At 65.5% G+C, this 4660-nt stretch carries 3 protein-coding genes and 3 pseudogenes; 2 read left to right on the plus strand and 4 right to left on the minus strand.

The window, feature by feature from the left end; genetic code table 11:
- Positions 1-650: 650 nt before the first annotated feature.
- The 4 genes and pseudogenes from ACZ4QV_RS42295 to ACZ4QV_RS42310 all read right to left on the minus strand — a co-directional run.
- Positions 651-1718, minus strand: coding sequence for a hypothetical protein (locus ACZ4QV_RS42295; protein ID WP_361147440.1), 1068 nt, complete (start codon positions 1716-1718; stop codon positions 651-653).
- 245 nt (positions 1719-1963) lie between these two features.
- Positions 1964-2570 (minus strand): annotated as a pseudogene (locus tag ACZ4QV_RS42300) (IS5 family transposase); the annotation flags it as partial.
- Positions 2571-3342: 772 nt separating this feature from the next.
- Positions 3343-3465, minus strand: a pseudogene (locus tag ACZ4QV_RS42305) (HipA family kinase); the annotation flags it as partial.
- Between the two features lie 225 nt (positions 3466-3690).
- Positions 3691-3936, minus strand: a pseudogene (locus ACZ4QV_RS42310) (site-specific integrase); the annotation flags it as partial.
- Between ACZ4QV_RS42310 and ACZ4QV_RS42315 the strand changes: the two are divergent.
- Together ACZ4QV_RS42315 and ACZ4QV_RS42320 are read left to right on the plus strand one after the other, a co-directional pair.
- Positions 3905-4369 carry a sulfatase-like hydrolase/transferase gene (locus ACZ4QV_RS42315; RefSeq protein WP_467764549.1) on the plus strand — a complete coding sequence of 155 codons (465 nt, stop codon included), beginning with the start codon at positions 3905-3907 and terminating at the stop codon, positions 4367-4369. The pseudogene ACZ4QV_RS42310 and the gene ACZ4QV_RS42315 sit on opposite strands and share 32 nt — an antisense overlap.
- 60 nt (positions 4370-4429) lie before the next feature.
- Positions 4430-4660, plus strand: a 231-nt coding sequence (locus ACZ4QV_RS42320; protein ID WP_467764550.1) for a helix-turn-helix domain-containing protein, incomplete at its 3' end; no start/stop codon positions are given.

Here is a 4660-nt window from a genome sequence, read left to right on the forward strand (position 1 = left end):
CCGGACAAACTCCCACTCGGCATCCGACAGCTCATGTCGACGTATCACCCGACCATGATCCAACACGCAAGATCATTTGAAGACACCGCCTAGGACTCGTTGTAGTGCGGCCAACCGGTTCCGTCGCCGCGAGCGTGCCCGGTTATCGCCCCCGAAAGGGTGTGGGTCTGCTCGGGGGTGGTCCAGCAGAAGCGGCACGATTGTCTCAGCTGGGGAGGACAATCAGGTAGAGCTCGTAGTCGTCGCCGCGCTCCGCGGCCAAGGCCAGCAGACGACGGGCGACGTCGGTGTCTCTCCCTCCTGTGCGGTTGCCAGGAGCTGTCAGGCTCGCGCGACGGGCAGATCGATCTGCGGTGCGGTCTTCTGCTCAACCACTTCGAGGAAGCTGGCGATCTTCTGCGGGCGTTGGTGCGGATCGCGGTGTCGCGGGCGCGCTGGAGGAGGGCCGCACGGCAGCCGAGGCGAGGCGGTGTCACCGATCCGGCGGCCGGGCCCGGACCGCTCACCAGACCTGCGAGGGGCCCGTCATTCGGGAGCAGGCGCAAGCACCCTGCGCATCCTGGCCGTATCCCACCGGCTGCTTCCCGTCCATCCGTACAGTCGACCTGTGAACCGTCCGGCTCGCGGCCGGCGCGCTACCGGGGCAGCTTTCATGGACCTCGTCGGACCGCCCGGTGTAGTTCGGTGGCCAGTTGCTGCCAGGTTGCGGAGCAGTCCTGGGCGAGCTGGGCCATGGAGAGCAGCCGGTGAGAAGGCATGGAGTCGGCGAACTGCTGTAGCTCCTCGGCGTCGAGAGTGAGGATGCCGAGCCAGTGGAGCAGAAGGCGACCCTTCTCGGTCATTCGCACGGAGGGGTCCTGGCGCAGGCTGCTCAGCAACTGCCGCTGGGGTTGCTGAGCTTCTGCGGGCTGCGGCGCCGCGCCAGCGGTGGCTTCCCCGGACGGTACGGGAGCGCCTTTCTTCCTTGCCGTGTCCTTACGTTCCTGGCCGGGCCCGTCTGCATCCGCCTTTGCTTCACTGCGGAGCTTCGCGCGTATGTTGTGTGCGGTGCCTACGGAGACCCCCGCCTCCTGTGCCACCGCCCGCAGTGGCGCTTCCGGACGTTCCCGCATGATGTCCACGGCCTTCTTCCGCCCGGGCGCTCCGTCCACGGGGCGCCTGCGGCCGTCGCGCCCCACTCTCCTGTTCAACTGCGAGGATTTTTCAGTTGAACGGCGACGGATACCCGCGACGGTCGGAGGGCTGAGGCCCGCCACTGCGGCGATCGCGCGATCCGACCAGTCGGGGTATATCCGAACTATTCTCTCGGTGGCCGCTTCCCGCTCATCGGCCGACAACGGAAGCCCGTGGGCTACGTTCGCTTGCACGGACTGCACGAACGACTCCGCGTCGCTTCCCTCGAAATACTGGACCGGAATGGTGTCATCGCCGCGCAGCATCGCAGCCTTGACCCGGTGTATGCCGTCCAGGACACGCAGGGTCGAACGCTGAACCAGGATCGGCGGCAGCCCCTCCTTGACTTCCGCCAGGCGCAGGACGTGTTCCGGGTCCGTTCCGCTCGTCCTGGGCGTGTCCGTAAGTATCAGCGAAGCGACAGGAACGGTCTCGATACGGCCGTGCCCGCTGGTCCTTGAAGGTCGTGCCGACAATTGACTGTCATAGTCTCGGCCTTCCGGACGGACTGACCCGACAGCAGCCTCTTCAACAGGAATGTCCACCCGCGCACCTCGCTCTCACTCGACCGCCACTCGTCCATCACGCAAGCAAGCGCCCATATGCCCATCGCACCGACAGCCGCGCAACTCGACCTACTTTTACCTCGATCAGAAAACGGATCCAAATCGCAGAAAGGTGCCGTTCGGCCCTAGAACTTCGAGCAAGGAACGACAGTGCGCAGGACGGCTGAAGGTTAATCAGCCAGCAGCACCTTTCCGATCCTCAAGACGTGCCCTTAGACCGTTTCCTAGGTGGTGAGGCGGACGAGTCGTTTGTAGCAACACAGGGCGGAGGCGAGGCCGAGGAAGGTCAGGTAGTTGCGGGGGTTGCGCTCGTAGCGGGGCTGAGGCGGCGGTAGCCTGACAACCAGGACAAGGTGTACTCGATCACCCACCGGCGGCGTCCCAATCGTTCGCTGGACTCGATTCCCTTTCGGGCGATGCGCACGCCGATGTGCTTTCCCCAAAGCCATCTCCGCAGGTGGGTCAAGTCGTACGCCTTGTCCGCATGTAGTCGCTGAGCCTTGAAGTACCGGCCGCGACAGGGGTCGTGTTGCATTGGTGGCCCTCGACCATGGGCTTCAGCCCATCGCTGTCGTGGACGTTGCCAGCCGAGATGCCAACGCCGAGGGGCAGCCCGTTCGCGTCCGACAAGATGTGCATCTTGGAACCCGGCTTGCTCCGGTCCACGGGGCTCGAACCTGTGTGTTCGCCCCCCCTTTTTGCCCGGACGTGAGCGGTGTCGAGGACGACGCGGGTGACGTCGACGAGGTTGGCGTCACCGAGCCAGTGCAGCACCGCCTGGTGCAGCCGGCCCCAGACACCGGCTCTGGACCAGGTCAGGAACCGGTGGTGCGGCCCAGGCGTTCGGCCTGTCGAGGTCGAAGAGCTACGACCTCGGTCGCCGCGGGGAATTCCCCTACCGCGTGCTGTCGATAGGCGGCACCGCCCGCGTCGTCACCGCCTCGCCCCTCCGGGTACTCGATAGCGGCGAGCCGGAGTACAACAGAATCTCTAGTGCGATCCCCAATCCATCTCGACCAACTGCACGATGACGCTCCGCCAGAGCAAGCCGACCGGGGCACTTACATGTCACGAGCGATCACAACCCAATCACTAACCCCACGGACGCACTCGCGTCACAGCGCTCTGACCTGGACTTACGCGCTCACCCTGGACCTGCTGGACGACCCTGGACGGTTTCTACGACATGTGCCATGTGGTACCGCGAGGCCCACCAGCTAGCATCACAGACCTCTCACCAAGGTCCGGAGCATGTGCGGACCAACTCAGTCTCTTACCAGGCGTTTCCAGCCTTTGCCGAAGGTCGGAAGCGAAGTAGGGCGTGTACCACCAGCAGACGAAGAAACTGCGGGCAGTTTCGCCGTCCCACACCCGACCCAGGTCCGTGTCACGCAGCGTACTCACCAAGAAGTCTCCGCTAGGTCTGATCGCCCGCGTCCCCGACCCTCACGGCCAGTCCTCTCTGGGGAGAATCTGGGGAGTATGGAGGCCGCTGGGGAGCGGCTGGGGAGAATCGGCTGCGTAACGCGGCACGACGCTGAAAGGCGCCGAAAGATCGATCTGCGCAGGTCAGAGGCCCGAAGAGCCACATACCCGCAGGTCAGCCCGGTCCGGTAGGCGACTTCATGACGTACGTACCGAGATCGTCGGCCTCGACGATCCCCGGAAGCGACCCGCCTTCACGCAAGGGCGTGACATAGCGGGTCGCGGTGACTTCGGACAACATGCGGATCAGGCTACTTCCTGGGCTTCGTCGCAGGTCAGCGACGTGCGGTCGATTCGGTCCACAGATAATGATGCAAGCATACCGATACGATCGCATCGAATCCCGTTCCGGTCACCCCCTTTACTCGCAAGCCCCCCGGAAGGCCTTGGGGAGAGTTTGGGTGATTTCAACCTTCAACCACAGCGTCCGCCGGATCGCCGAGCAATCATCGATGGCCCGACGCCCTCACCCCTGCCCCCGGCCTCCGGCCTCCGGCATGAAGTGAGCATAGTGACTGAGCGTGATCACCGAGGACGAGTGGCCCAGCCATCTGGCCAAGGTCACCACAGACTCGCCGGCCTCAAGGACCAGCGACGCGTACGTATGCCGCAGCACATGGAAACCGTCCCGGTGCGCAGCCTTCCACTGCCACGACTTCGCGCCCGCAGGTCGCGGAGGGATGATTCCAACGCGCGCCAGCGCAGGCTTCCAGCGGCACCTACTTCTCCCGCGAGACACCCCTCGGCTCCGTCCTGCCGGACCTCTTCGACGAGGACCACTGGCGGCCCGAGTTCTGCCCCCCGAGCCGGACTCCACCCGCCACCAGGTCGACCAGGCCCTGGCCATCGCCGACACCTACCGCGAGAGGCCGCTGTTCCTGTTCGTCAACGTCTCGGCCACCCACGTCCCCCACGGGCACTACCTCGGCGAGGCGCAGGACACCGCCGCCTCCCAACGGGCCGCCCTCGCCTACGCCGACGCCCACCTCGGCCGCCTGATCACCACCGTAAGCGCCCGGAAGCGCTGGCTGATCATCCTGTGCGCCGACCACGGCGACGCGTACGGCGACGACGGCTTCCACGGCCGCGGCATCGGCCATCCCGTCGTGCTGAATGTGCCATTCGCCGTAATGGTGTGCTACTGAGGTTGTCTGCGCGTTGTCGTCGGTGCTGACGATCGGCGGTCGTTGCGGTACGCCGGAACCATGAGGTATCCGCAAGGCGGTGGCCTGAGTGCCGACCGGCGGGTGTTTCGCGAACACATCCGCATGGATGCGGCCGCGATGTTCGTCGCCGGGCAGGGCAACGACGTGATCGCGAAGCAACTGCGGGTCAGCGTCTGCTCCGTGCAGCGGTGGCGGCGGGCTTGGGAGCACGAGGGGCCAAAGGGCCTGCGCTCGACGGGGCCGGCCTCCCGCCCCGCGTTGCGCGAAGCC

Source organism: Streptomyces sp. NPDC026394 (assembly GCF_055567735.1).

Bases quoted from the DNA above. Each gene is read 5' to 3' on its own strand.
- ACZ4QV_RS42315 (WP_467764549.1), top strand. From the start codon at position 3,905: ATGATTCCAACGCGCGCCAGCGCAGGCTTCCAGCGGCACCTACTTCTC.